The sequence below is a fragment of the Halostagnicola larsenii XH-48 genome (assembly GCF_000517625.1).
GTDB classification, from domain to species: domain Archaea; phylum Halobacteriota; class Halobacteria; order Halobacteriales; family Natrialbaceae; genus Halostagnicola; species Halostagnicola larsenii.
In genome coordinates this window covers 275220-298964 of the sequence record NZ_CP007057.1, presented here as the reverse complement: position 1 = coordinate 298964, position 23745 = coordinate 275220, and the positions used below count along the sequence as shown (strand labels likewise).

General features: G+C 57.8%; 17 protein-coding genes and 4 pseudogenes. 8 read left to right on the top strand and 13 right to left on the bottom strand.

The features are described from left to right. Nucleotides 1–121 precede the first annotated feature (121 nt). The 5 genes and pseudogenes from HALLA_RS17670 to HALLA_RS17650 all read right to left on the bottom strand — a co-directional run bounded on the left by HALLA_RS17670 (nucleotide 122) and on the right by HALLA_RS17650 (nucleotide 5539). Complete coding sequence (locus HALLA_RS17670) at nucleotides 122–1372, bottom strand: acyl-CoA dehydrogenase family protein (protein ID WP_049954806.1); 1251 nt, start codon at nucleotides 1370–1372, stop codon at nucleotides 122–124. A 148-nt stretch (nucleotides 1373–1520) separates the two neighbouring features. Beyond that, nucleotides 1521–2690 carry a thiolase family protein gene (locus HALLA_RS17665; protein WP_049954942.1) on the bottom strand — a complete coding sequence of 390 codons (1170 nt, stop codon included), beginning with the start codon at nucleotides 2688–2690 and terminating at the stop codon, nucleotides 1521–1523. Between the two features lie 130 nt (nucleotides 2691–2820). Then, nucleotides 2821–4257, bottom strand: coding sequence for an amidase (locus HALLA_RS17660; RefSeq protein WP_049954805.1), 1437 nt, complete (start codon nucleotides 4255–4257; stop codon nucleotides 2821–2823). A gap of 104 nt (nucleotides 4258–4361) precedes the next feature. Next, nucleotides 4362–4529: pseudogene (locus HALLA_RS20800) on the bottom strand (CoA transferase); the annotation flags it as partial. A gap of 77 nt (nucleotides 4530–4606) precedes the next feature. Continuing rightward, a complete protein-coding gene (locus HALLA_RS17650; protein WP_049954803.1) occupies nucleotides 4607–5539 on the bottom strand; it encodes a ribonucleoside-diphosphate reductase in 933 nt (310 codons plus the stop codon). A gap of 30 nt (nucleotides 5540–5569) precedes the next feature. On the opposite strand from HALLA_RS17650, the gene HALLA_RS20795 reads away from it, so the two are divergent. Beyond that, nucleotides 5570–5719 (top strand): hypothetical protein, encoded by a 150-nt coding sequence (locus HALLA_RS20795; protein WP_157231435.1) that lies wholly within the window; start codon nucleotides 5570–5572, stop codon nucleotides 5717–5719. 35 nt (nucleotides 5720–5754) lie between these two features. Further along, nucleotides 5755–6492: a 3-hydroxyacyl-CoA dehydrogenase family protein gene (locus tag HALLA_RS17645; RefSeq protein WP_049954802.1), complete on the top strand. Its 738-nt coding sequence runs from the start codon at nucleotides 5755–5757 to the stop codon at nucleotides 6490–6492. Nucleotides 6493–6632: 140 nt separating this feature from the next. Here HALLA_RS17645 and HALLA_RS17640 read toward each other — a convergent pair whose 3' ends face one another. Next, entirely contained in the window at nucleotides 6633–7430 is a 798-nt protein-coding gene (locus tag HALLA_RS17640) for an enoyl-CoA hydratase/isomerase family protein (protein ID WP_049954801.1), read from the bottom strand. 125 nt (nucleotides 7431–7555) lie between these two features. After that, nucleotides 7556–9223, bottom strand: coding sequence for a long-chain-fatty-acid--CoA ligase (locus HALLA_RS17635; RefSeq protein WP_049954800.1), 1668 nt, complete (start codon nucleotides 9221–9223; stop codon nucleotides 7556–7558). A gap of 273 nt (nucleotides 9224–9496) precedes the next feature. Here HALLA_RS17635 and HALLA_RS17630 point away from each other — a divergent pair, with 273 nt between their 5' ends. Further along, the gene (locus tag HALLA_RS17630; protein WP_049954799.1) at nucleotides 9497–10660 is read left to right on the top strand and encodes an acyl-CoA dehydrogenase family protein; all 1164 of its coding nucleotides are present in this window, start codon (nucleotides 9497–9499) and stop codon (nucleotides 10658–10660) included. Nucleotides 10661–10855: 195 nt separating this feature from the next. On the opposite strand, the gene HALLA_RS17625 is transcribed toward HALLA_RS17630, so the two are convergent. The 4 genes and pseudogenes from HALLA_RS17625 to HALLA_RS17610 all read right to left on the bottom strand — a co-directional run bounded on the left by HALLA_RS17625 (nucleotide 10856) and on the right by HALLA_RS17610 (nucleotide 16197). Then, nucleotides 10856–11668: an alpha/beta fold hydrolase gene (locus tag HALLA_RS17625; RefSeq protein ID WP_049954941.1), complete on the bottom strand. Its 813-nt coding sequence runs from the start codon at nucleotides 11666–11668 to the stop codon at nucleotides 10856–10858. Between the two features lie 411 nt (nucleotides 11669–12079). Continuing rightward, nucleotides 12080–13462 (bottom strand): metallophosphoesterase, encoded by a 1383-nt coding sequence (locus HALLA_RS17620; protein WP_049954798.1) that lies wholly within the window; start codon nucleotides 13460–13462, stop codon nucleotides 12080–12082. A 497-nt stretch (nucleotides 13463–13959) separates the two neighbouring features. Beyond that, nucleotides 13960–14334: pseudogene (locus HALLA_RS17615) on the bottom strand (IS6 family transposase); the annotation flags it as partial. 285 nt (nucleotides 14335–14619) lie between these two features. Then, nucleotides 14620–16197: an alkaline phosphatase D family protein gene (locus HALLA_RS17610; RefSeq protein ID WP_049954797.1), complete on the bottom strand. Its 1578-nt coding sequence runs from the start codon at nucleotides 16195–16197 to the stop codon at nucleotides 14620–14622. A gap of 354 nt (nucleotides 16198–16551) precedes the next feature. On the opposite strand from HALLA_RS17610, the gene HALLA_RS20790 reads away from it, so the two are divergent. Both HALLA_RS20790 and HALLA_RS20785 read left to right on the top strand, forming a co-directional pair. Beyond that, a complete protein-coding gene (locus HALLA_RS20790; protein WP_157231434.1) occupies nucleotides 16552–17292 on the top strand; it encodes a hypothetical protein in 741 nt (246 codons plus the stop codon). Nucleotides 17293–17294: 2 nt separating this feature from the next. Then, nucleotides 17295–18491 (top strand): hypothetical protein, encoded by a 1197-nt coding sequence (locus HALLA_RS20785; protein WP_157231433.1) that lies wholly within the window; start codon nucleotides 17295–17297, stop codon nucleotides 18489–18491. A 393-nt stretch (nucleotides 18492–18884) separates the two neighbouring features. Here HALLA_RS20785 and HALLA_RS20280 read toward each other — a convergent pair whose 3' ends face one another. Continuing rightward, a complete protein-coding gene (locus HALLA_RS20280; protein WP_084569109.1) occupies nucleotides 18885–20054 on the bottom strand; it encodes a PQQ-binding-like beta-propeller repeat protein in 1170 nt (389 codons plus the stop codon). 204 nt (nucleotides 20055–20258) lie between these two features. On the opposite strand from HALLA_RS20280, the pseudogene HALLA_RS21510 reads away from it, so the two are divergent. Further along, a pseudogene (locus HALLA_RS21510) lies at nucleotides 20259–20621 on the top strand (IS5/IS1182 family transposase); the annotation flags it as partial. A gap of 199 nt (nucleotides 20622–20820) precedes the next feature. Next, a pseudogene (locus HALLA_RS17605) lies at nucleotides 20821–21742 on the top strand (MarR family transcriptional regulator). A 32-nt stretch (nucleotides 21743–21774) separates the two neighbouring features. Here HALLA_RS17605 and HALLA_RS17600 read toward each other — a convergent pair. After that, entirely contained in the window at nucleotides 21775–22188 is a 414-nt protein-coding gene (locus tag HALLA_RS17600; protein WP_049954796.1) for a helix-turn-helix transcriptional regulator, read from the bottom strand. A gap of 294 nt (nucleotides 22189–22482) precedes the next feature. On the opposite strand from HALLA_RS17600, the gene HALLA_RS17595 reads away from it, so the two are divergent. Continuing rightward, entirely contained in the window at nucleotides 22483–23739 is a 1257-nt protein-coding gene (locus tag HALLA_RS17595; protein ID WP_049954795.1) for an RNA-guided endonuclease InsQ/TnpB family protein, read from the top strand. Nucleotides 23740–23745 lie beyond the last annotated feature (6 nt).

Here is a 23745-nt window from a genome sequence, read left to right as displayed (position 1 = left end):
AAGGGTAAATATCTATGGGTGTTGGTGACACGCACCGTGTCGATGTTCGATTCCCGCTCCTCGAGTCGCCGGAGGCGACAAATCACGACAAATGCCGTCGAAAGCGGTGCGCTCGAGCGCGTCACTCCTCGAGCGCGTCGATCCGCAGGTCCTCGTCGAACTGCAGGGTGTTCTCGATCTCGGTTTCGTCGACATCCTCGAACGCCCAGCGGGCGATCGAGCGGCGGTGGACCTCGTCGGCCCCGTCGACGATGCGGAACGCGCGGACGTTCTCGTAGAAGTGGGCGATAGGCAGGTCCTTGCCGATCCCGTTGCCGCCCAGACACTGCAGCGCGAGGTCGATGGTCTCGTTGGTGACGTTCGCGGTGAACATCTTCGACATCGCGACCTCGATGCGGGCGTCGCTGCGGTCGAGTTCGCGCGCGGCGTGACGGACCATACAGCGGGCGGCGTGCAGTCGCGTCTCGGCGTCGGCGATGCGGTGGCGCAGCGCCTGTTTCTCCTCGAGTTTCGAGCCGAAGGCCTCGCGCTCCTGGAGGTAGGCCTTCGCGATGTCGAGCGAGCGTTCGGCCATCCCGGAATAGCGCATGCAGTGGGTGAGCCGCCCGCCGCCCAGTCGCATCTGGGCGATCCGGAACCCCTCGCCTTCCTCGCCGAGCGTGTTCTCGACGGGGACGCGGACGTTTTCGAACTTTACCTCGGCGTGGCCACCTTCGCGTTCGGTGATGCCGTGTCCGCCGAGGTGTGGGATGTTCCGCTGGACTTCGACGCCGTCGGCGTCGCGCGGCACCATAATGATAGATGTTCCCTCGTACGGATGGGCGTCGAGGTCGGTTCGAACCATCGCCAGGTAGTAGTCAGCGCCGAGCCCGTCGGAGGTCCACCACTTGTGGGCGTTGATGACCCACTCGTCGCCGTCCTTGACGGCGGTACTCTGGAGCATCTTCGGGTCGGAGCCGGCTCCGACCTTGGGCTCGGTCATCGCGAACGCCGTCTGGATCTCCCCCTGCACGAGCGGTCGGAGCCACTCCTCTTTCTGCGCTTCCGTGCCGACCATCTCGAGGGTGTGCATATTTCCTTCCTGGGGCGCGTTGGCACGGATCGCGAGCGCGCCGATGAGCGAGCGCCCGACCTGCTCGAAGGAGGGAAGCATGTCGCTGAAGTCGAGTCCCTGGCCGCCGTACTCCTCGGGGACCTGCGGCGCGAACAGATTCCTTTCTTTGGCCATCTCCCACATCTCGTGGATCTCGTCCATGGTGATGTCCTCGCCCGTCGCGAGCGCCTCTCGCTCGCGCGGGATGACGACCTCGTTCATGAAGTTCGCTACGCGGCCCGCAACCTCCTTCGCTTTCTCGGAATCGTGGTACTCCATATTACGAATGATTTCACACAGAATTGTAAAGCTATAGGTAATCTATCGCATACATTGGCAACCAGTGGGGAGACGGTCGGCTACGTGACCCGAGAGCTCGTCTACGTTCCCGTCCGCACCGAGTCGAAACCCGCCAGAAACCCACCGCTCAGATCCGCTCGAGGATCGTCGCGACACCCTGTCCGAAGCCGATACACATCGTCGAGAGGGCGGTGTCCTGTCCCGTCCGCTCGAGTTCGTGGACCAGTTTGGTCAGCAACATTGCGCCGGTCGCGCCCAGCGGGTGGCCGTGGGCGATCGCGCCGCCGTTAACGTTGACGTTCTCCCACGACGCGTCGGTCTCCTCGAGCCAAGCGGCGACGACCGCGGCGAACGCCTCGTTGACTTCGAAGAGGTCGACGTCGCCGACCGTCATGTCGGCCTTCTCGAGGACGTTCTCGGTCGCCGGGATCGGCCCCTTCAGCATCGTGATCGGGTCGACGCCGACGACCTCTGTCTGGCGAATGCGGGCCATCGGCTCCCAGCCGTGTTCCGCGGCGGCTTCCTCGCTCGCGATGAGCAGCGCAGCCGAGCCGTCGACGATACCCGACGAATTGCCGGGGTGGTGGAATCCCTCGCCCTCCTCTCGGAACGACAGTGGAAGTTCGGACAGGGTCTCCACGTCGGTCCCGGGACGCGGATGTTCGTCCTGTTCGACCACGACTTTCTCGCCGTCGAGCTCCGTCGTGACCGGCGTGATCTGGTCGTTGTAGCGACCGTCGTCCCAGGCTTCTTTCCAGCGCCGTTGGGAATCGGCGGCGATCTCGTCGAGTTCCTCGCGCGAGAAGTCGTACTCCTCGGCGATCCGCTCGGCTCCCTCGCCCTGATGGGTCACCTCGTCGAAGTGCTCGAAGTAGGTGTCGGTGAGGCTGTCGGCTCCGTCGGCCCCGTCGGCGCCGTCCGAGCCCATCGGAACGCGAGTCATGTGCTCGACGCCGCCCGCGATGAGCACGTCGTGCTGGCCGGCCATGACGTTCGCCGCGGCGAAGTTCGCCGCCTGCTGGCCGGAGCCACACATCCGGTTCAGCTGGACGCCGGGGACGATATCGCCCCAGCCCGCGACCATCGGCGCGAGCCTGGCGATGTTCAGCCCCTGCTCGTCGACGGGCGTGACACAGCCGTATATCACGTCCTCGATCGTCTCCGGTTCGAAACCGTTGCGCTCGCGCAACGCCTCGAGCGGTTCGGCGGCCAGGTCCTGCGGGTGCGTGTCCCTGAACGAGCCGTCCCGTTTGCCGAACGGCGTTCGGACGGCGTCGACGATGACTGCGGAGTTCATGACGTACGCACGAGTATTCCGCCATCGTTCATAGATGTTGTGCATAAATTCGTTATCGAGCGCTTTGGAGGCTGTACTGTCGAACATTCCCTCGAACCGGCGGCGAGTCACCGGCCCGCCGCGCGTTTCGTCACTCGGGGTACGCGTCGCGCCACGGCCGCCGGCGCTCGAGGGCGGCGCTGGCGGCGATCACGTCGTCGTCGGCGTGTCGCGGGCCCGCGATCTGCATCCCGACGGGGAGCCCGCCGACGAACCCGGACGGGGCCGAGGCCGCCGGCTGGCCGGTGAGGTTGAACGGCTGGGTGAGCACCCACCCCCGGTACGGTTCGATCTCGGTGCCGTCGATCTCCGCGGGCTCCTCGCCGTGGGGGAACGGCGTCGTCCCGCAGGTCGCCGTCACGAGAAGGTCGTACTCCGCGAACAGGTCCGCCAGCCCGTCGAGCACGTCCGTCCGAACCACGTCCGCGCGCTTGTACACCCGCGTGGCAGGCTCCTCGGCGTCCAGGACGAGATCGACGAGGTACGGCCGCAACCGGTCGCGGTCCTCGCCGAGTGGATCGAACCCCTCCTCGCTGAGGTTCTCGAGCAACGACCGCCATCGCACGGTCGCCATCGTGTAGTAGGCGTCCAGAATCTCCTCGTTGTCGTGTCCGAGGTCTGGATCGATTGCGTCGACGGTCGCGCCGGCGCGTTCGAACGCCGAGACGGCGTCCTCGAGCACGTCTCGAACGTCGGGATCAACGGGATAGACGCCCATGTCGGGGCTGTACGCGATGTCCAACTCGTCCACCGGACGGTCGACCGCGTCGCGGTACTCGCCCCGCTTCGGAACTGAGAAGGGATCCCGCGGGTGAGTCCCCGCCATCACGTCCAGCGACAGCGCGGCGTCTTCGACCGTCCGGGCTAGCGGCCCCTTCGTGGAGAAGGGTGTGTGGCTCGCGAAGCCGTTCGGACGGGTGACGTTCGGAACGACGCCCTGCGTGGGTTTGAGGCCGTACACGCCGCAGAAACTCGCCGGAATCCGGACCGAGCCGCCGGCGTCGGAGCCGGGCGCCATCGGAACGAGCCGGTCGGCCAGCGCCGCGCCGGCCCCGCCGGAGGAACCCCCCGAGACGCGGTCGGGATCGAACGGCGTCCCCGTCGGCCCGGCGACGCGGTTGTCGGTCGTCGTGCCGAGCCCGAACTCGGGCGTGTTGGTCTTCCCGACGACGATCGCGCCCGCGTCCTTCAGCCGGGCAACGAACGGCGAGTCCGACTCGGCGACGCGGTCTTCGTAGAGCAGGGAGCCCGAGGTCGTTCGGACGCCCGCAACGTCGTCGAGGTCCTTGATCGCGACGGGGACGCCGTGTAACGGCCCGAGCGGCTCACCCTCGTCGATCGCGCGCGCCGCGTCTTCGGCCGCCTCGCGAGCGAGGTCGTCGGTGACGGTCACGAAGGCGTTCGTCCGCTCGTTTCGCTGGCGGATCCGCTCGAGCGTAGCGTCGACGACTTCGGTCGGCGAGTACTCGCCGTCCCGGATCGCCCGCGCGAGCCCCGCAGCGGTCGCGCGTGTGGGTGGTGCGACCATCAGTCCGTGACCCCCATGGATTTCGCGGTCGTGTTGAACTGGATCCCGTCGGCACCGCTTACTGCTAGAGCGCCTACTCGTCGCCCGTCACCCGTTTGCCCTCCCTCGTCGATCTCGAGCCGTTCGGCGACGCCCGAGCGAAACTGTTCGAAGACGGTGTCCGTGTCCTCGGCGTTGATCACGTCCGCACCCGCGGTGACAAGCAGTTGGGTCGCTTTGGGGCTGGACAATAGTCGCGTCAGACCGAGGATCCGAACCGAATCGAGTTGCATGGTAGTACGTCTCGAGCGCCTCGCAAAAACCTACTGCAGATGATTCCCCGCGACGACATCTTCTCGTCTCGATACCCTCAGTCGTCTTCTTCGAGTGCCACGAGGTCGTCGACGTCGGGAATGTCGGCCGCGGCGTCGGTGATCTGTCGCATCCGGTCGGCGTGTTTCTCGACGGCGTACTCGGCCAGCTTCCCCGGCTCGAGGCCCGGGCGGTTTTCGGGGTCGTCGACCTGATATCGGTCGTCCTCCGTGATCCCCTGTACCAGCGGGAGCAGGTCCTCCACGGTCTTCTCGACGAGGTGCGGATCGACCCCCTCGGCGATGAGCTTCTTGAGCTGGTTCATTCCGAAGCCGACGTGGCGACCCTCGTCGCTGCGGATCTTGGTGAACCCCTGTACAAGCCCCGGCAAGTGGGGTAGCCCCTCGAACTCGCCGCCGTAGGAGGTCTGCATGCCGTAGTAGCCCGTCTGGGCCAGAATTCCTTCGACGGTAAGGTGGTAGTGACAGTACGCCTTCGCCCGGTTTTCGGGCGTGTCGTTCTCGAGCAGTCGGTACTGGGCCTTGCGGTTGCGGTCGAACAGCTCGATGTAGGGGTCGTTGAACCACCGCTCGTGGCGAGGATCGGATCGCTCCCACCCGAGTTCGTCCTCGACCGTCCAGACGACCTCGCGCCAGTAGCGATCGAAGAAGTCGGCGTGTTTGGCCTCCTCGTAGAGCTGGGTCGTCAGGAACAGCTGATCGTCGACGTCCTCGAGGACGGTCCCCAGGGGGGCAAGGTCCTCGGTGACGGCGTCCTCTCCCGCGCCGAACTTCGCGATGCCGGTGAGCGTGCCGTACCACGACTCCCGATCGTATGACTCCGAGATCTCGATGAACGCGAGGAGGTTCTCGACGTCCTGCTCGAGGTCAATCTCGCCGGGGTCCCAGTGGCGCTCGACCGCGTTGCGGTAGTAGCGATTCGATCTGGATTCTCGGTCCATCATCTCGGACGGCGTGTACTCCGTTGCCATACATTGTGGTACCCGAGCCGAGTATTAAATGTGCGGTCGTTGAAGGATCGAGCCGGTCCGAAACCTGCCCTCGAGGAGTTCGGACAATCCAAAACCATCCTCGAGGTGTGGAACATTCCGATTCCGAGCGGTCGATCGCGGCCGAGAGCGGCGCTTCGGCCCGGCGTCGTTCCGGCTTGACAAGAACTAAGACGGTTCTCGTGAAGGATGGTGGCATGGCACAAACGAGTGCTGCCGTCGTCGGTGGCGGCATCATGGGCGCCGGTATCGCACAGGTACTCGCACGCAGCGGCTACGAGGTGGCCGTTCGCGAGATCAACGAGGAGTTGGCAGCGGAAGCACGCGAACGGGTGATTTCGGGCAACTACGGCCTCGAGGACGCCGTCGAGGGCGGGTATCTCTCGGAAGCGGAGAAGGACGCGGTCATAGAGCGGATGACGTTCACGACGGACCTCGAGGCGGCGACAGCGGGAACCGAGTTCGTCATCGAAGCGGTCACGGAGGATCTGGCGATCAAGGGCCAGGTCTTTCGCGATCTGGACGAGGTCACGGACGACCAGCCGCTGTACTCGAACACGAGCGGGTTCGCGGTGACCTCGATCGCCAACGCCGTCTCCGACCCCTCGCGGGTCGCGGTGACGCACTTTTTCAACCCGGTCGCGGTCATGGACATGGTCGAGATCGTCAGAGCGCCCGAGACCGACGAGGCCGTCGTCGAGCGCGCCGAGAAACTCGTCGACGAACTCGACAAGACGCGGGTCACCATTGACGACGACCCCGGCTCCTACGGCTTCATCGCCAACCGCTGTCACGCGGCCATGCGCGAGGAGGCCCAGAAGATCGTCGACGAAGGCATCGCCACGGAGGAGCAGGTCGACAAGGCGCTCGAGGACGGGTACAACCTCCCAGTCGGCCCGTTTTCGTTGGCGGGTATCGGCGAGGAATGGGACTGAGACGGGCTACTGTCACCGGGCGCCGACACACCCGCACGGCTGCGCGCTGAATCGCAGTTCGGTGGCCGCTCACACGACGCGGCGCGCCACTGCAAGACGAAAATCGGTCGGAAGTAAAACGACCGCCGCCGTCTCAGCCGTTACTTCCCTTCGAATTCGGGCTCGCGGTCCTCGGAAAACGCCGCCGCACCCTCCGCGTGGTCCTCGGTCCGGAGCAACTCCTGGAAGAGGGAGCGGTCGTACGCGATCCCCTCCTCGAGTCCGCTGTTGACGGCCATGTCGGCGGACCGCTTGATCGCCTGGACGGCGAGCGGTGCCTGCCCGGCCAGGTCGGTGACGAAGTCGTCGACCTCCGCGTCGAACTCGTCGTCGGCGTACACGCGGTTGACGAGCCCTTCTTCATCGGCGCGTGCCGCGGAGATGTGCTCGCCGGTCATTGCGAGTTCCTTCGCGACGGCGGGGCCGGCGATCTTCGTGACGTCCTGAACGCCGCCGGCGCCGGGCAGGATCCCGAGGGTCACCTCGGGGAAGCCGAACGTGCTGCTCTCGCTGGCCAGCCGGAAATCACAGGCCAACGCGGTCTCGAACCCGCCGCCCAGACAGTAGCCATCGACCTTGGCGACGACGGGCGCGGGGAAGTCGCGGATGAAATCGTAGTGCGATCGGGCCGAGGAGCCGCCGGACGACTCCCCGCAGAAGCCGCCGATGTCCGCGCCGGCGCAGAAGGCCTTCCCACCGGCCCCCTCGAGCACGACGGCCCGCAATTCGACGCCGTCGGCTCCGTCGTTTCGCTCCTCGAGGCGCTCGAGTCCGGCGACGATGTCGTCTCGCAGTTGCGCGCTCAGCGCGTTCAGCGCGTCCGGTCGATTCATCGTGAGCGTGCCGACGCCGCGGTCTTCGTCGTACTCTACCAGGACGGTCTCCAGTGATTCGACCATGGAGGGCGGTCACGGGCAACGATCAAAAAGGTACGTTCGGCGGCGAATTCGCGGGGGCTGTCGGTCCCGCTCGTAAACGAGATGCTCGAGCGAACGGGCCTCTCGACCGAGGACATCGACGGCGCTCAGCCTTCGTCGCGGAGTTCGAACTTCTGAACCTTGCCGGTCGTCGTCCGCGGCAGTTCCTCGATGAACTCGACCTCGCGGGGATGCTTGTACTCGGCGAGGTTCGCCAGACAGTACTGTTTGATGTCCTCGGGCGTCGCTCCGGCGTCCGGCGTGGGGACACCGTCGGACTCGCTTTGCTCGTTCGACGAGCTCCCGCTCGCGATGCTCGCGGGAACGACGAACGCTTTGACCGTCTCGCCGCGGCGCTCGTCCGGGATCCCGACGACGGCGGCGTCGGCGACGTCCTCGTGTTCGAAGAGGAGCTCCTCGACTTCCCGCGGGTAGACGTTGTAGCCGCCGGTGACGATCATGTGCTTCTCGCGGTCGACGACGTAGAAGAAGGAATCCTCGTCCCAGTAGCCGATGTCGCCGGTGTGGAACCAGCGCTTGCCGTCCTCGTAGGTGAACGACTCCTCGTTGGCCTCCGGCAGGCCGTAGTACTCCTTCATCACGTTCGGGCCGTGGACGACCAGCTCGCCCGTGATCGCGTCGAGATCCGCCTCCTCCTCGTCGATCGGTCCCTCCTCGACGCGCGGCACTTCCTCGAAATCCTCGTCTTGGGGCGGCCCATCGGCGTCCGAACGATCAACGGAACTCCGTTCCGCGCTATCGACGATCTTCGCCTCGACGCCCTCGAGGGGCTGGCCGATGCTTCCCTTCCGGCGGTTCCGGTTCGTGTTCGCGTGCGTGACCGGGCTCGTCTCGGTTAGGCCGTAGCCCTCGTTGAGCTGGACGCCCCACAGCTCCTCGAACCGGTCGAGCACCTCCATCGGGAGGCTCGAGCCGCCGGAGTTGGCGAACCGAAGCGCCTCGAACTCGTACTCGGCGGCGTCGGGCTGGTTGATCATGTCGTTGAACATCGCGGGGACAGCGAACATGATCGTGATCCCGTCCTCTTCCAGTTGGTCCATGACCGCCGGTGTGTCCCACTCCGGGACGGGGTAGTACGTCCCGCCGCTGTACATCGCGCCGTTCATGACGACGGACATGCCGTAGATGTGGAACAACGGGAGCGTGCCGATGAGCCGGTCGGAGGCCTCGAAGCCGCCCGGCGGGACGTCTGCGTTGGCCCGCGTCGTGAACGCCAGGTTGTAGTGGGTCAACAGGACGCCCTTTGGAGTGCCGGTCGTCCCGGACGTGTAGGGCTGGACCGCGACATCGTCGTCCGCCCGATCGACGACCTCCTTGGTGTCGTCCGCGAGGAAGTCGCCGAACTCGGTGGCGCCGTCGGCGTTTCCGCCCACGCTGACGATCCGTTCGACGTCGGTGTCGTCCCGTACCTCGAGAACGTTCGGAACGAGATCGGACAGCGCGACGACCGCTTTGGCCCCGCTGTCGCCGAGCATGTGGCTGATCTCTCGAGCCTTGTACTGGGGGTTCATCGGGACGATGATCCCGCCGGCGCGCAGCGTGCCGTAGAAGGCCGTGACGAACTGCGGCAGGTTCGGCAGGTAGATCCCGACGCGGTCGCCCTCGTCGATGCCGCGGTCGTCCAGAGCCTGTGCGAACCGCCCGGCGCGCTCCCAGAACTCCTCGTAGGTCAGTTCGGATCTCTGATACGCGATCGCGGTCGAATCCGGGTACGTCGCCACGGTCTCGGCAACGTCTGTCACGAGATTTGTCATACGCTGTGTATCGACGGCTGAACGTCACAAAAGGATTGTTACTTGTCAGCACGATACACGCGGTCGGCCCGAATTCGATCGTCACGGCCGGCGCTGGAAACGATCCTCCCCGGCCCGCTGTCGCCAGCGGTCCCTGCCCTGGCACGGCCGCGAGGGCACCTGTCGCGGCGCAGCGACGATCGCGCTCGAGAAGCGCCCTCGCCGCCGTCACGATACCCGTCGCGTGACACTTGGTATCGCAATACCTATTGTGCTATTCGTCTAGGTCAACGTATGCTCGATTTCGTGCGGCTCGAGGAGGACTTGGGCCAGGAAGAGCGCATGATCCGGGATACGGCTCGGAAGTTCGTCGACGATCACGTCAAGCCCGACATCGGCGAACACTTCGAGAACGGAACCTTCCCGAGAGAGTTGATCCCGAAGATGGGCGAACTCGGCTTCTACGCGCCGAATCTCGAGGGTTACGGCTCGCCGAACGTCTCCGAGACGGCGTACGGGCTCCTGATGCAGGAACTCGAGGCCGGCGACTCGGGGCTGCGATCGATGGCCTCGGTGCAAGGAGCGCTCGTGATGTACCCGATCCACGCCTACGGGAGCGAGGAGCAGAAAGCGGAGTGGCTGCCCGCGATGGGGCGGGGCGAGATGATCGGCTGTTTCGGTCTTACCGAACCCGAACACGGCTCGAATCCGTCGGCGATGGAGTCCTACGCTGAGCGCGACGGTGACGGCTACGTCCTGAACGGTGCGAAGACGTGGATCACGAATTCCCCGATCGCAGACGTCGCCGTCGTCTGGGCGCGCGACCGCTCGGCCGAGGACGATCCCGTCCGCGGGTTCCTCGTCGAAACCGACCGCGACGGCGTCTCGACCAACAAGATTACCGAGAAGCTCTCCCTGCGCGCGTCAATCACGGGCGAGATCGGGCTCAACGACGTCCGCGTCCCCGAGGAGAACGTCCTGCCCGGTGTCTCCGGCATGAAGGGGCCGCTGTCCTGTCTCACGCAGGCCCGCTACGGCATCGCCTGGGGCGCGGTCGGAGCGGCGCGGGACTGCTTCGAGGAGGCCCGCCGATACGCCAAAGACCGCGACCAGTTCGGCGGTCCGATCGGGCGGTTCCAACTCCAACAGCGCAAACTCGCGGAGATGGGAACTCAGATCACGCTGGCGCAACTGCTGGCACACCGGCTCGCCGAACTCAAAGAGCGCGGAGAGATGCGACCACAGCACGTCTCGATGGCGAAGCGCAACAACGTCCGGACGGCCCGCGACCAGGCCCGGATCGCCCGCGAGATGCTCGGCGGCAACGGCATCACCACGGACTACTCCCCGATGCGACACATGGCCAACATGGAGACGGTCTACACTTACGAGGGCACCCACGACATCCACACACTAATCCTCGGCGAGGAGTTCACCGGGTTACAGGCCTACCAATGACATCCTCTGCGCCGTGAACGGAGAGGAATCGAAGATCCCTCAGTCAGTCGGCCGTAGTCCGACGCCGGCGCGGTTTCCGCCCTGGGAGTCTCAGTCGGCCTATGATTCTCCAGAGACAAGGTTCCCGCCACAGTGGACGGAATTTGGGTCGTGCCATCGGCCTGACTGATTGTTCTGTGTGCTGTTTCAGTTGATTCACTGGGTGTATTCGCTGAATTCTACCAACTGTTGGTTCAGTTTCTCCTTCTCCTCGTAGAAGAGTGCGTGACTGCTCTCTTCAAAGCGAACAAGTTCTGCGTTCTCAATTCCCTCGTGGAGTTTTTCCGCTGTCAGCTCGAATGGACAGGCCTGATCGTGGACGCCGTGACAGATAAGCGTCGGAACAGTGATATCATTGAGGTCAGAACGAAGATCCATGTCACCGACCGATTCGATCGAATCGGCCATCGCCTGCGGCGATGATTCCATGCTCATATTCTGGAACCAATCTTTCAGTTCAGTACTCGGTTCGGAATGAAATATCGAATTGGTGAACTCACTGCTTACCTTCGCTCGGTCTTGGTAGCATCCCTTAGCAAGGTCCGTGAATACAGCTTTATCGATGCCTTCCGGGAAGTCCGGTCTTTCGGTCAGAACAGGGCTCGCAGCACCAAGTAGCGCCAATCGCCCCACGTGTTCTTCGTTATGTCGACTCATATACCGCGTGACGATGCCGCCCCCCATTGAAAAACCCACAAGTGTTACATCATCGACGTTCAATTCATCGAGAACCGACTTAATATCGTCAGCGAACATATCGATATCGTATTCGCTCCATGGCTTACTCGATTGTCCATATCCGCGGAGGTCGATGCCGATACACCGAATATCCTCTCTTGGGAGTTGGATGTATTGGTACTCGAACATCCTGTGACTCAATGGCCAACCATGGATAAACACGAAGGGAGTACCTGATCCCCAATCCTGAACGAACAGTTCCACATTTTCTTCAACTTCTACTCGAGCCATAATGACCAAAGCCAATCTCAACGTCTGGGTATATAGCCCTATCATCAATATCTTCAACTAATCAATCAATTCAGTATCAATATGAATATTGACATTCCTATGAGGCTTGAGTTCGCCACGATGGCTTCAGTTGTGTCGCGAAATCTGCGTCAACAGTACGTCTAGTTTAGCATCCCTCGATGTCGTTCTTCCATCAACCGACTGATGTGATCTCTGATGGTTCTGGTAGTGTTCAAGTTGCTCAATCTACCGGCTTGCTCGTGCGTTATTGAAAATGTGGTACGGGGGCGATCATAGTTTTCGGGTTTCGCCTTCGTGACCAAACTGATCAACTGTCAAAGTAACCACCGATTCGGGAAGGCCTACTCGATCGAGCCGCCGAACGTGATCGAAGTCATCACGACTACTTGATTAGTCATCGATCTCGGGATCGTTGGTGCGCAGTAGATCGGGATCGGGATCGGATTCGCTTCCGGGTGTTTCGTCAGATGCCGGTAGCTCGAGTTCGCCGTCGGGATCGAGCACGGTCCGCTCGGGAATCGCCGGCGGTGCCGGGGGTCGGCGCGCGACCAGCCGCTGAAACCATGTGAGGTCACGCGGCTGATCCGTCTCGATCACCTCGTACTCGACGACGATCCGGTCGCCCTCGGAGAAGATCCGGAAGTAGTTCAGTCGGAATGAGGGATAGTAGATCCCCGGCAGCCGCGAGAAGCGCGTTTTGACGTGCTGGAGCTTCTTCAGCCAGGTTCCGGTGTTGACGACAGCTCGATCGCCCCACTTCGTGAGCGACGCCCGGTGGGTGTGACCGTAGACGAAGACCGCGACCCTAGAATGTGACTCAAAAGTGTCCCTAGCCGCGTTCAGGAACGGCCGGTCGCCTTGGCCGACGCGCACTCCCGACAGCATGACACCGAAGCGCTCGAGCGTGTGCCTAAGGTCCCGCCTGAACAGCCAGAACGGAATCGCGAGCAGGAGCAACACGGCGATGATGACGATGTTCGTAGCGATGATGAGCTCGAGGACGATGTCGGCGACTCCGAGCGCTTGGACCAGCGGATTGTCGGTGAAAAAGTCCGCTGGAAGGAGCCCGATCGCCTCGAGGACGGTGCCGAACAGGTAGAGCAGCGTAATGTTGAAAAAGAGCAATAGCGGGATGACGATCGTCCGCAGGAGCGGACTCATCTCCCGGTAGAAGTAGTTCGAGAGCAACCAGCGGGGAATTTCCTCCATCGGGGCGACCGACTGGATGTCCCGGAGCCAGTTCCCCCTGGCGTGTTCGGAGTACTGCCCGGCGGCGGCGACGATCCGTTGGACGACGAAGTAGCCGACCGGCAGCGCGGCCGGGTTCCCCCAGTCGGGCATCCGGTTGTTCGCGTCGTGTTGCTGGCCGTGTTCAATCCAGATCGTGCCGCCGGCGACTTCGCGGGTGATAACGATCTCGGGCTCTAAGGTGACGTTGTACTCCGCGAGTCGGTCCACGTAGGAGGAGTAACACGCGAGGTCGTAGTCGTGGTTCCCCGGGATGAGCGTGATGTCGATCTCCTCGCCGGTTTTTCGAAACTGTTCGAACACCTGCGGGTGGTCTTCGATTACCCGTTCGAGTTTGTCCGTCCCCGTCACCTCGGCGTACTCCCAGAGGCCGAAGGCGTCGCCGTTGATGATTAACTCGACGTCGCTGTCCCGTTCCTCGAGACCCTCGAGAAACGAGAGCAGTTCGTCTTTGAAGTCGAGCGTCGTCAACTGCTGGTCGCCGCCGATGTGAAGGTCGCTGATGAAGACGTACTCGGTGGCCATCTGGATTGGGGTCCGATGTACTACCAGCGACGACAGGATAGTGGTTTTCCTTGCTCTCTCGAGACTCTCACACAGTGATCGTTTTTTTATAGGGTATTGAATTGAAGGCGTAAGTGTGGGACGAAAGACACTGTTGAATCCATCGAGAGTGGAGGGTTCGAGCGTAACTCCACTGCTATAGCAACTGGTCTGAACAGGAGTGAATTGCGTTCTCAGGCGGATTCACTACTCCGTTCGGAATCTCTCAAAAGCGTTCGAAGCCAGTGAGAATCGAATCACAGCAGTTGATGGCGTATCCTTCGATGTCGAATCGGGGACAGTTATCTGGCTGCTCGGCCCGAACGAAGCGGGAAAGATGACGAGCAAAATGCCTATCGTACTCATCACTTCCACCACAGGTAGCGTTCGATTCGCAGGACCCTCGATTTTTTCTCACAGCTCAATGGCAGCGGCACTATCTAGTTTAATATCTCCGCTAGAACATCTATATTGAGTGATTAGTTCGGTCCTTGTGTATTGTAGTTATGTATATACTATTCAATCTATTCTCCGACGCTCGCTCGATTGCTCCCCACGAGTTGTAGAAGCGGTCGACTCGAATCTTCAGCGTGTGAAACCACTTTTCGATGAAGTTTCGTTCGACGTAGTCGAGTTGACCGCTCAACCCTAACCGAAAGAAGGCAGCAGATAGTCGTAGCCATCGACGAGAAACACGATGTCGTCGACATCGTGTTTCTCGGTGAGTCGGTGCAAGAACGCAGCAGCTAGATCGGTACCTCGCAGGCCGAGACTCCGACATCGAGAAAGAGCCGTGAGTATAGGTTAATTGCATTAAATACACAAGATCGGTTGTCGTTGGTCTTGACAGCGGTCGATAAGAAACAGATTGAGGTTGATAGCGAGAAAAAGTGGTCGTACAAGTCTATCTTGACTATACTATTAATATAAATTATATAAATTTGTAGAAGAACGAGAATCGTACGTTACCAGAGCAGAGTTGAATAACCTTTGGTTATTTGAAGGTCTCGTGCAACTATACCCCCCAATTCAGAGTAATTGGGAGCGTATCGCTTAACGAGGTTAGGGTGGGACTCATTACCGGTCGGTAGTCGGTATTCCTGTGCAAGGAAGCCGTGCCGTTCACAGCGCTGAGGATGTCATCGTCCGTACTGATCCTGTTCGAACCCTGTTGAATACAGTGACTCTCCGTCACGGTTCTTCAATGTGACGGTCAGTGCCTCGGTATCGGCGTCGATGTCGACCTGGCCGAAAAATTGTAATCCCGCACTGGGGGGGAGGTTCGCCTCGCCCTCAGGCGGTGATTTTTCGTATATCACTTTCGGGCCGAAGGTATTGTCGAGTTTGTTTGGCCCGAACGTCCCCGCGTGCAGTGGTCCCGAGACGAACTCCCAGAAGGGGTTGAACTCGGAGAACTGCGCTCGGTCGGGGTGGTAGTGGTGTGCTGCCGTGTAGTGGACATCGGCGGTGAACCAGACAACGTTATAGATACCTTCGTCATGGAGAAACGAGAGGAGTTCGGCGATTTCGAACTCGCGCCCGCGTGGCGCGCCGTCTGCGTTTCCGATCCCCTCGAAGACGTCACCGTCGGGGATGAGAAGCCCGATCGGCATATCTGAGGCGATAACCTTCCAAGTCGCATCCGAGTCGGCTATCGACTCTTTCAGCCATGCGAGTTGTTTCTCGCCGAGGATCGCTGTCTCCGAACTCCGCTCCTCGTCCAGCGTTGCAATGTTCGGTCCGCGGTAACTGCGGAGATCGAGTCGGAATACATCGACTAATGGCCCATAATCGAACGTATCGTAGTGCTCATCCCGTGTGGCATGGTGCGAGTCCGAGCGAACCGGCATGTACTCCAGGAACGCTCGCTGACCACGAGCCGCGAGCAGATCGACGCTTTTGACGTCATGGGGTTCCTCAGAAAGGATCTCGCCAGGATACCAGTTGTTCGTAACCTCGTGGTCGTCCCACTGAGCGATCACCGGCACTTCGGCGACAAATTCCCTGTAGTGTTCATCGAGGAAATTATACAGGTAGTTGCCCCGGAACTCGGCGAGTGTATCGGCGACATCCCTTTTGGCTTCCGTGACAATGTTGGTCCAGTTCTCGCCGTTGTCGAATTCGACCGTCTTCTGGAGTGGTCCGTCGGCGTAGACGGCATCGCCCGAATGGATGAAGAAGTCGGGGTCAAGATCGGCCATCGTCTCGAAAATTTTCATTCCTCCGTGTTCGGGGTCGATCCCCCATCCCTGCCCGGCGACGTCCCCGCCCCAGAGGAATCGGAGATCACCAGCCTGCTCCGATTGCGCCGGTGGCGTGCGAAACGACCCACTGACGGCGTCAGTGTACGATCCCGGTTTATTAAGGCGATCGAATACCACACGATAGAACACCTGCTCGCCTCGGGGAAGCCCCTTGAGGTCGACTCGTGCCGTATAGTCCGTAACAGAGAGCGCGGCCGGACCGCGTACCGTTCGGACATCACTGAACGTCTCGTCGGTAGCGATCTCGACGTACAGTCGGGAAGGACAGTTCGCCCGCCCCCAAATGATCGCCCGGTCCCCATCGAGATCGCCGAGTTGGGCAAGGACGGGGTCGAGATCCTCAACCTCCGAGTGCGTGTCCCGCTCTCCGACCGACTTGTCAGTTGCACGCCCGGGTGTCGCATTGTCGAGGGTCGCAACCGTTGTTCCAGCAATTCCTACCGTCGATAGCATCTGTCGTCGGGTAAGGTGTAGAGACACGACGAATGAGGATCGCTCATAACGTTATTTCAGGGTTTATAATAGGTGTATCTATACCCATGAGGACTATGTATGCGGTCGAACCCATCTATACCCAGTGACTTCCTCCCTACCCTACTCGCTCACCGCTTGCGCGGTTCGCTCCTTGAAGGTAACATGAGACCGGAGGTCTCACGGACCATGCGAACGAGCGCTTCGCGCCCGTGAGCAGATGGGGCTTCCTGATTTTGTCTGGGGATGGTAAGGTTCCCCATACTATTTCTATCGGTTATTGCATATGGATAGTTACAATAGTCTTAATAATGTTGTCTAAGCATACATTATTGCATGCCTGAAGATAATAGGCTAAAAAAGGCCACAGCATCTGTCGCGGGAGCTATAGCCCTTGCGTCAGGTACTGCATCAGCTGATCAAGTAGAGTATGGTAGTGATGAACACCAATTCGAATACAATGATGAGTGGAATTATGTTGATCACTATTCCGCTGCCTATGGTGATGATAGAATAACAAGCTCAAGTACAAATGAACCAGTAGCTGCCACCCAGTCAATCACAATGAGTTTATCTTATGATGATTCAAAAAATATGGGATCAATTATTTTCCCACAAATCTGGATACCAGGTACGAAAAACCATGAAATAGAAGTCGAAGAATTTAGCAATCCAGGAACAAGTATAAGAATAACAGATCTACAAGAAAGCCAACAGGGTAATAGTGGTAGTGGCGAGATCGACCCTGTAGCTGAAGCAGCGCTATCTTATTTAGTGAGCGTTGTTAGTAGTGCCTCAAATCTTCCTCTTCCAGATCCGTTTGCACTTCAGAACGATTCCAAATCAGTCGAAAGAGAGGTGGATTCTACGACATACGTTCACCTAAAATTCAATGATTCTCCTCCAGTACAAGGGATAAATTGGCTCACACATGTGAACACACCTGTAGTAACTGGTTGGTACAGAATGAATGCAAGAACAAGTACAGATGCAGGGTTTAGAATTGACGGAAGCCCGGTCAGCACCGATGATTCAAACACTAACTATCACTACCCAAACTTCCAGGTTTACCGATAATCATGAAACGTAGAACCACTCTCAGTACGATCGCAGGAGCAATAGTAGGAATTTCCGGCATTGGCACGGCAGCTGCTGCCAATTCTGTTTCGGCCCCAAATTCACGGAGGGGATCTCCTTCAGTTAAAATATCTGATGAGGCAATTGGGCAAGCACAGTCACTTGCTGAATCTAGCGCAGGAATACAAGCAAATAATAGCGTAGGAATACAATCGGTAGATAATAGAGAGACCAATGCCTTTGTTGCTAGACATTCTAACCGGCAGAAGTCATTACTAAAGCAAAGTAAGGAAACATCTGATAATTGGGAGGCATTTATCACGGCGAGAGAGGCAGCTATGAATGGATTCACTGCTGAAGGATATCAGAAAGGTGAATCAGAAGATATTTCGGAAGAATCCATTATAAATGAAGTAGAAAGTATCCGTTCCAAACTTAAAACGACGAAGAAAGACATAGAACGTCAGCCATCAAATAAGAAAGATCTTATTGTACAGGGAGAAATCCAACATAGTTTGAATTCTGCACTAGATCACCTAGAACAAGTTCCAGAACTTTTTGAATCAGGTGATGAGCCAAAAGAAATATGTTTAGCGCAGGCCTATAGCTCTATAAAGGCTGCATCTATGAATGTGAGCGATTCGAAACACATAAACAATTCAAATCCAGAGAATACCGATAACTCATCTGCGATCGAGGGATATGAGAAGGCAGTCTCAACTACTAGTGCCAATCTGACTAAGTCTTACAATTCTAATAATTACGCATCAATTGTAGCAGAATCTGCGGACGGGTATCGAAGTCAGACTCAAACTATGATGGAACGTGGGCTGACAGAAGTCGCATTTATAAATAGCATTAAATCCGATGCTATGCGATTAGTTGCAGGTGACTTGACTTCTATCCCCAACCCGTGGGTTAGCAAAAAGCGTGTAACCATTGAGGCAACAAATGAAAGAGCAAGAACAGCACGAACAAGTATTCAACAAACGAAACAGGAAATTGAAGAAGATCCTCTCACATTAGAGTTATTGGATATGATAGATAGTCGAGAGCGATATGCAAACTCTATGCTTGAAACTTCAAAATCAAAGAAGAATCCAGAAGATACACAATCATTAGTCATTGCACTAGCTAACTATAAGATTGCAGAGAGCCTGTCAAATAATCTTGGCGATATTTTAGAAAGTACAATCTAGCTACATTATTCCTGGTTATCTTTTTTCCACGCTGAAGTAGGAGCGTGACATGGGTGCTGGCAAGAGCAGATAATGTTGATGAAAACTGATCTTTATTGCACACGAGCGTGCTCGATTGAGTTGCCTCACCAGCACAGTGTCATCACGCCAAAATCCACGCTACAGGGCTTGGTACGGCCAGAAACAAGACGCTATGAGCACGCACTCGAAATCCTTCCTAGGCAATGGTAAACGTGCCCCTCAACAATTTTCATATCGGGTATGATTGGCAGAACAGCAATTCACCCTGAACGTCTTGAAGAACTCCGGAAACATGATGAATCCCACTAGTCATAGGATGGCTTTATCATCCTTGACGAGTTTAACCGATCGTGTAATACCCAATATTTGTATTTAGTAACTCGTATACACTGAAAGTACATTACTTTCAGGGCTAATTAGAATCCCATTTTCGACAGCAACAAGGGGGATTGTCGAATTATTATCAAGGGACCACAACCGTTCACCGGAAGATACTGAACAGCTAACAAGTCCATCCTCAGTGTTGGTGATAGCGGTGTTACCCGCGATAATCGGTTGGCTAGTAGTCTGTGGGTTACATTGAAGTGACCACTGTTTTTCACCAGTCTCCAAATCAAGTCCATATAACTGTTCCTCGTCAGCAATCACAATAATCTCCTCAGCTACTGCTGGTGATGAGGTATCCTTTTTAGAAAGGCTCGTCGACCAGCGACGCTTTCCTGTATGAATATCAAACGCTACAAGCTCGTACGATGAATAACTAGCGAGAAGCAAGTCTCCTGTTCGCGTCATTACAGATGGAACTTGTGGGCCCTCAACGCTCCATTGTATCTCTCCATCTTTCGGAGATAGGGAATAGATACCCTGTGCTGAGGACCCATCTACTGATATATATACGCCAGTTCCATCTACTGTTGGTGGTGCGGGAATAGATCCAGTATCATTGTCATCACCAAATTGCCGCTCCCAGTGAATTACACCCGTCGCTTCCTCAAGTGAGTAGACAACTCCATTTTGGTCACCGCTGTAGACTGTCGATTGATATATCGTTGGCGCTGAAGGAAGTCGACCATAAATTTGATGTCCCCATTGTTCAGTTCCGTTGTAGTCAAATGCGTTGAGAATGCTGATCTCATCTCTAGCGTTAGTAATAGTAAGAATCGAATTATTACTAATTACTGGCGGGCTTGTGATTTTTGTTGACAGGTCATACGTATCTTTGATATCTCCATCAGATAGGGATATTTTATGCAAAGAACCACTTTTTACACCTTGATTATCAGCCAGAATTATTTGGTCATCTGTGACAGAAATACCGATCAAATCAACATTGGAATCAAATTCTACCTCCCAATGAATATCGCCTTCAGAAATCCCCGGAACTGATGTATCTGATCCCGTATGTTGGGAATTTTTGCTAATTTGTGTCCAATCCCCTTCCTTTGGTTGGTTTGTTTCACGAAAGCTATTAATACACCCAGAGAAAGTAGTTATCACTCCCGCACCAATTGCAGTGAGGAGATTACGACGTTGGAGAGCCATACAAAATTTTAATTAAGAGATCCGGATAAGTTCTTCCCTGCTTCACTATTTTACTATGTTGGTACATGGTTCCCGCGGTAAGATATATCTAACGGTAGCATATAACTGAGTCATAGAAAAACATCATGTGTGAGGCAGTTAGGTGTGGTGAGTAGGTGTCACGACTGCGATTCGAACGAGGAAACACAAGGTAAATGGCTACTAAATCTCTTTCACGGCTTTCTACAATGCTACTACAAGAAGATCCCTGGCGCAGTCCAGTTACACAAAGATTCCAGCTCACTCGTCTGGTTACTACTACACACTTGACAAACCACTATCCAGAGACACAATTAATCGCTTCCTCACTGAACTCGAACATGCTATAAATGATGTCTTCGACATACTCTATCAATTCAAAACACATCAAATAATTTGCCATAATGCCGACGGCGTGGAACTACGATCCAACAGATGAGGAATACTACTATGGCTCCTTTTGTACAATCGTTTCGACCGGTGCTAAGATTTTGAACGCAGCGGAGTTCACATGACAAACAAGCACCACGGGAGACAGGGATAGGCGTTGCACTCACCCACGAGACGGATGCGACACTCATCGCCGGTGCCGATGACGACTTCGAGACGCTTCCCATCGATGTTGATCTCGTTCGATTTCGCGAGAGAGGTGTTTAGTTGGTTAAGACAATAGGGCCGGCTCCCGCACCTGCTGACTGTAACACTACTCGAAACTTCTTTATAAACCAGTTTCCTACTAAGTTACACCGTGCTCCGGCGCATCGAACTCGAGGTTCCTCGCCACGGTCGAACACGGTGACACGATCTCAGAGCTCGCGACGAAGCTCGACCACAGCGAGAGTTATCTCTCTCGCGCCATCGGCGACCTCGTCGAGAAGGGGCTCGTCTACACGGAACGCGACGGCCGCCGAAAACGAGTCGTCCCGTCGGATGCTCGCGCCGTCGAACTCTATCAGGACCTCGTTCGCCAGCACTCCCACATCGACTTCCCCGAGCTGTTGACCGGCAAGGCACTCGAAGTGCTGTACTACATCGACCAGCCGCGAACCGTCTCCGAGATCGCCGACCGGAGCGACAACTACCGCAACACGGTCAACCGAGTCCTCAAGCGGTTTCGCGACCGGGGTCTCGTCGGGACGGACGACGGCCGCTATGACTTCAACGCCGACTTCGACCGCCTCCACGAATTCGCACGTGAACTCGCACACCATCTGCATCGCCAACGCCTCGAAGCCGTTGCCCCGAAGGGAACGATCCTCTGGGAGAACTACGACGAATTCCTCGCCCAGGCCGAGACGGAGACCGACGCGGAGGGGTTCCACGAAACCGGTCTCGCTCGATTCGCGGCCTTTGGCCTCCAGTTCCTGCTCACCGCCCACCGCTACTACGTCTACTCCGAGGAACTCGACGCAGTCTCGCCGGCGGAACTCTGCTGTCACACGCTGCTCATCGACGACGGCAGCCGCCACCACTCGTACTGTCTCCTCCTGCTCAGCCACGTCGATGTCGACGAAGAAGACCTCCGAGAGCAGGCGGTGAAGTATGGCCTCGAAGACAAAATCGACGCCTTGCTCCACTACCTCGAGACCCACGGCGAGGTCGACGACGACCGTCTTCCGGAGTGCGACGAGTTCCAGGAGCTGGCGACTGACTACAAAATCGAATCCTGATCGAGTGCTAATTCGGGCCGAACTTTCGGGAGTTACGCTTCTTCCGGACGGGGAGCGTTCTCGTACTTGACCATCTTCTCGAGCTTGTCTGAGATTGTGTCGTAGATCTGTTGGAGCGTCTCCTCGGCTGCGAGGAGGTTGTGGTCGTCGAGGAATTCACGTCCCTCCTCGGTGAGCCCGTAGAACTTCCACGGGTACCCCTGTCGACGTTCGTCATCGTCGAGGGCGACCTCTTTGACGATACCAGCGTCGATCAGCTTCTGGACGTGTTTGTAGACGGTGGCGTCGCTGACACTGGGATTGAGCTCCTCGAGTTCGTACATCGACGGGAGCTGATCAGGATGCTGGAGGATGTTGTTGATGAGGGCAAACCGCGTTTGCTGGGTGACGAAGTGGACGAGTTCGCGAGGCTCCATTCCCTCAACAGTCCCCAGGTCAGTGCTCATACGACACGATACACGTCATGACGGCAAGTAGTTTACCCTGAGGTAAATTACTCTGGAGTAAACCCCACTCGATTGAGTTGGTGATAGAGGTACGAGCGCATACTCCCACCTTCCCTTGAGTGAGGAGTGTTCCGACGCCAGTCGGAAGTGAGGAGCGAACAGGCGAGGGCCGAGCGGACAGCAGAATGTGACTGTCCACTGTTCTTTGCAGTGCCGGATTTCTCACCGCTTCACTTCCACTCTGGATGGCTGAAATATATATTTCTCACAACCAAGAGATGAAGTACGGCGACGATGGGCGAGGTTACGAAAACACTCGAACTGAAGCTTGTGGACCCGAACGTCCACAAGCGAGAGAAGCTTCGTGAGACGCGGGATGCTTACCAGCAGGCGCTTCAGGCCGCGTTCGCTGCTGGCTGTGACACACAGTCAGCGGCCAACGACGTGGTTGTCGAGTACGACCTGAGTGGCTACGCCAAAAATGCCCTCAAGATGTACGTCCCACAACTCCACAACAGCTACGACGCCGACGAGCTTCATGACGACCACCCTGTCCGGTTCACCAACGAGGGACTCCAACTTGACCACCAGCCACAGAACGCTATCGAGTGGTACGTCAAAATCCCACACCACGAGGATTATCACCTCTGGATACCGGCACACGCCAATCCCGACCAGCGGGAGTTGCTCGAAGCGGTGTACGCAGACGATGCTGAGATGGGTGAAAGTCGGCTGTTCGAGCGCGACGGGACGTGGTATCTCCACGTCACCGCTGCTCGCGACGTGGAGGATCAATCAGGGGCGTCCGCTCGTCAGCGGACGCCCATCGGTGTTGACATCGGGGAAGCGAGTCTTGTCACGGTGTGTCACTGCGACGAGAGCGGTTCTCCGGTTCGCCCCCGCCTGTGGGCCGACGACGGCAAGGCCGTTCGTCGGCTCCGCAAAACCTACTTCACCGCCATAAGACGTCTTCAGAAGCGTGGCAGTGAACGAATCGCAGAGTCCTACGGTGACGCACTGTGGGACCGGATTGACGACGTGTTCCACCATGTGACCAGCGAGGTCGTTGAGTACGCCGAGTCCGTCGAGAATCCAGTACTGGTGCTAGAAGACCTGACATACATCCGTGAGAATATGGACTACGGCGAATACATGAACCGGCGGTTGCACGGATGGGGCTTTGCGAAACTCCATGCACAGATTCGCTACAAAGCCGCCGAGAAAGGGATTCCCGTCGAAACGGTGAATCCCCGGAACACGTCGAAGGCATGCCACGCCTGCGGTGAACACGGCTACCGACCACGACAGGCGACGTTCCAATGCTCGAACGACGGCTGTTGGGTCGGTGAGTATCAGGCCGACGTGAACGGGGCGATAAACATTGCAGACCGCTACCGTGGTGGAGAGAGTCACCGCCAAAGCGACCGGACTTCCCGGCAGAAGGCCGGTGACGATGACTCGGCTACGGATGGGGCCTCTTTGACCGGGCCACAAGACAGCCAGGCCGATGCTGAAACCCAGCAGGTGACGCTCGGAACGTATGCGTCTTGAAACCAA

Bases quoted from the DNA above. Each gene is read 5' to 3' on its own strand.
- HALLA_RS17670 (WP_049954806.1), bottom strand. From the start codon at position 1,372: ATGGAGTACCACGATTCCGAGAAAGCGAAGGAGGTTGCGGGCCGCGTA.
- HALLA_RS17665 (WP_049954942.1), bottom strand. From the start codon at position 2,690: ATGAACTCCGCAGTCATCGTCGACGCCGTCCGAACGCCGTTCGGCAAA.
- HALLA_RS17660 (WP_049954805.1), bottom strand. From the start codon at position 4,257: ATGGTCGCACCACCCACACGCGCGACCGCTGCGGGGCTCGCGCGGGCG.
- HALLA_RS17650 (WP_049954803.1), bottom strand. From the start codon at position 5,539: ATGGCAACGGAGTACACGCCGTCCGAGATGATGGACCGAGAATCCAGA.
- HALLA_RS17645 (WP_049954802.1), top strand. From the start codon at position 5,755: ATGGCACAAACGAGTGCTGCCGTCGTCGGTGGCGGCATCATGGGCGCC.
- HALLA_RS17640 (WP_049954801.1), bottom strand. From the start codon at position 7,430: ATGGTCGAATCACTGGAGACCGTCCTGGTAGAGTACGACGAAGACCGC.
- HALLA_RS17635 (WP_049954800.1), bottom strand. From the start codon at position 9,223: ATGACAAATCTCGTGACAGACGTTGCCGAGACCGTGGCGACGTACCCG.
- HALLA_RS17630 (WP_049954799.1), top strand. From the start codon at position 9,497: ATGCTCGATTTCGTGCGGCTCGAGGAGGACTTGGGCCAGGAAGAGCGC.
- HALLA_RS17625 (WP_049954941.1), bottom strand. From the start codon at position 11,668: ATGGCTCGAGTAGAAGTTGAAGAAAATGTGGAACTGTTCGTTCAGGAT.
- HALLA_RS17620 (WP_049954798.1), bottom strand. From the start codon at position 13,462: ATGGCCACCGAGTACGTCTTCATCAGCGACCTTCACATCGGCGGCGAC.
- HALLA_RS17610 (WP_049954797.1), bottom strand. From the start codon at position 16,197: ATGCTATCGACGGTAGGAATTGCTGGAACAACGGTTGCGACCCTCGAC.
- HALLA_RS20790 (WP_157231434.1), top strand. From the start codon at position 16,552: ATGCCTGAAGATAATAGGCTAAAAAAGGCCACAGCATCTGTCGCGGGA.
- HALLA_RS20785 (WP_157231433.1), top strand. From the start codon at position 17,295: ATGAAACGTAGAACCACTCTCAGTACGATCGCAGGAGCAATAGTAGGA.
- HALLA_RS20280 (WP_084569109.1), bottom strand. From the start codon at position 20,054: ATGGCTCTCCAACGTCGTAATCTCCTCACTGCAATTGGTGCGGGAGTG.
- HALLA_RS17600 (WP_049954796.1), bottom strand. From the start codon at position 22,188: ATGAGCACTGACCTGGGGACTGTTGAGGGAATGGAGCCTCGCGAACTC.
- HALLA_RS17595 (WP_049954795.1), top strand. From the start codon at position 22,483: ATGGGCGAGGTTACGAAAACACTCGAACTGAAGCTTGTGGACCCGAAC.